General features: G+C 48.5%; 4 protein-coding genes. All 4 read left to right on the forward strand.

Annotated features, from left to right (window positions below):
• On the forward strand, positions 1–556 hold a 556-nt coding region (locus JF818_RS08590), incomplete at its 5' end, for a nitroreductase family protein (RefSeq protein ID WP_233066889.1).
• Between the two features lie 92 nt (positions 557–648).
• Positions 649–1,680, forward strand: a complete 1,032-nt coding sequence (locus JF818_RS08595) for a DNA/RNA non-specific endonuclease (protein WP_198891604.1) — start codon at positions 649–651, stop codon at positions 1,678–1,680.
• Positions 1,681–1,692: 12 nt separating this feature from the next.
• Positions 1,693–2,100: a TSUP family transporter gene (locus JF818_RS08600; protein ID WP_198891605.1), complete on the forward strand. Its 408-nt coding sequence runs from the start codon at positions 1,693–1,695 to the stop codon at positions 2,098–2,100.
• Positions 2,101–2,104: 4 nt separating this feature from the next.
• On the forward strand, positions 2,105–2,777 hold a 673-nt coding region (locus JF818_RS08605; RefSeq protein WP_198891606.1), incomplete at its 3' end, for a DUF4867 family protein.

The raw sequence follows: 2,777 nt of genomic DNA on the forward strand, positions 1-2,777 counted from the left end.
ATTGGAAGGTATTCTGGGAAGAGGTACCATAGACAGAAGGAGGCTTACCATGAATACAATCACTGACCATATCCTCTCACGTAGAAGCGTGCGAAGTTTTTCCAATGAACAGATAAGAGATGAGGACCTCGATCTCATTCTCAAAGCAGCCATACTTGCCCCCAATGGGATGAATCAGGAACCCTGGCACTTCACTGCAATCCAGGATCCAAAGACCTTGCGGGAGCTCGATGAAAAGGTGGCAGGTCCAGGCGAATCATTCTTTTACCATGCACCAACCCTGATTCTTGTCTCCATTGAGATCGGGAATGCCTTTGAGAAAGAAGATACCGCCTGTGCAATGACCAACATGATGCAGGCCGCTCATGCCCTTGGATTGGGTTCAGTGTGGTGCAATCGGATCAACCACAATCCTAAGCTTGGTGTACAACTCTCGTCATACGGCGTACCCGAGGGATACAAGGTAACGGGAACCCTTGCTGTAGGATATCCCAAGGGTGACTATCCTTCACCAAGAGTGCCTAAACAGGGTACCATTACCTATATTCGTTCGTAACCTACACGCAATTGAGTGGTTAGAACTCTAGAGACAGGGAGAAGGCATATTACCTTCTCCTTGTTGTACTAGGCAAATTTGGGGAGGGAATCATGGGAAGGCGTACAAACAAGGCGAAAAAAAGGGGAAAGAGAATCCTGATTTTCCTCGTGATACTGGTAGTTCTCTGGGTGTTGACCATTATACTTGCACCAAACGAAGAAGAATATGTACAGACCTCGACTTCGGGGATTCCTGACCTGGAACTACCAGCTTACTCCCCAACCGATATAGTGGTTACCCACCCGGGATACACCCTCCTCTACGATGAAGAGCATGAACAAGCTCGTTGGGTAGCCTATGAGCTTACCCGGAGCGAACTGTACGGGATGTACGAGCGTGGAGATGATTTCAGAAGTGATCCTTCGATTCCCAGTGAATCTGCATCCTTGAATGACTACCGAGGAAGTGGATATGACCGAGGACACCTAATTCCTGCAGCGGACCTCTCATGGTCAGAAGAAGCAATGAGTGGTTCATTCTACCTCAGCAACATGAGCCCACAGGAAGGACAATTCAACCGGGGCATATGGAGCAAGCTGGAGGCAACAGTTCGGAATTTTGCCGATACGGAAGGAAGTATCTACGTTGTCACTGGTCCTGTCCTGACTGACGGCCCGTATGACACCATTGGAGACAATGAAGTCTCCATACCAAACCAGTACTACAAGGTAATTCTGGACTACCGGGAGCCAGAGCTCAAGTCCATCGCCTTCCTGCTCCCCAATGAGGGATCGAAAAAAGATCTTGAGGATTTCGCCACCAGTATCGATGAAATCGAAACCATTACCGGTATAGATTTCTTCCACCGCCTACCAGATCCTCAGGAGACAGAACTTGAGGCGGAATATGATGTCAGAGCTTGGGATTTTAATACATTCCAGGTGAGTAAAGCTGACCGCGAAGCCTTCAATGCAGATCCTACCAACGAGGTCAAGCAACCCCAGAAAGCCACTGGTTGGTACGCAGTTGCAAAGAGTACGCTGAACACCGTCCTGTATCTGGTTAAGAGCCAGAGCCTGAACCTCATTGAGATTTTCATTCCAAAATCCACGCTCAAGGCTGCAGTTCCATTCCTGTACTGATCGAGTGGAAGAGTGAAGCAAAAGCACTCTCTTCACGGAAGAAGACTGGGGGCATCCAAGGGGGGCATCTACACAGCAACTGCCCCCTTGGAAGCGTTCCTTGGGTTAGTACAAATTTCCTCAGGTGGTCCGCTTGTGGTACTCTACGCAACCAGAGCCCTGCCTGACAAGGGAAAGTTCAGGGCAACACTTTGTCTGCTCTGGACCACACTGAACACCATCATCATTGCAGGATATCTCATTGAGGGATCCCTGACGCTTCCGGTGGCAAAAACCACAGCGATGCTTGTTCCGTTTGTGGTGGCAGGCATCATTGCAGGGGAGCATATCCATGACAAGGTTGATGCACGTCATTTTTCCATAATTGTCTTTTCCATGTTATTTGCTACTGGTATAGTGATGGTACTATTTGCGAGGTAATATTATGAAAACATCCCGGTTTCACGTACCGTTGGATCTTGTAAGAAACAATCCAAACGAGAAGATCCACTCAATTGATTCCTCCCGCTTCAAGAAGTATGGGCGAATTCTCCATGACTTCGATACATCCTACTTGGTTGCACTTGCTGACCGTGTGACTGAAATTCCTGAGTCGGATATAACGTATGAGACGTTCCTTCCCGTTCTGGAAGAACAGCCTCTTATGGAAGAACTCAAACTCTATTATGGTGAACAGGACATCCAGATCGGGTACTGCAATGGGAAGAACCAGAGTATCAACGGGATGGAGTACCATAAAAGCCCGGAATTGTTCATTGCAGTAACCGATTGCCTGCAGTTCCTGACGGAGTTCTCGGAATTGGACAATTTCGATTCTGTCGACACCCGATCAGCTGAGCTGTTCTTTTTCCCGAAAGGTTCAGCGGTCATCGTTGAAGCCAATGTACTGCATCTCGCTCCCTGTGGAGCGTCAAAGGATGGGTTCAAGTCAATCATTGTCCTGCCCAGGGGAACAAACGAGCCACTATCGAAGAGCATGGCTGAGAAAGTCTCCAAGAGCAGTGACCCGGAAGCGAAGTTGCTGCTGAAGAACAATAAATGGATACTCGCCCATCCAGAGAGAACCAATCTGGTCAAGCAAGGTGTCCATGCAGGAC

Origin of the sequence: Sphaerochaeta sp. S2 (genome assembly GCF_016406725.1) — a bacterium.
Lineage (GTDB): Bacteria > Spirochaetota > Spirochaetia > Sphaerochaetales > Sphaerochaetaceae > Sphaerochaeta.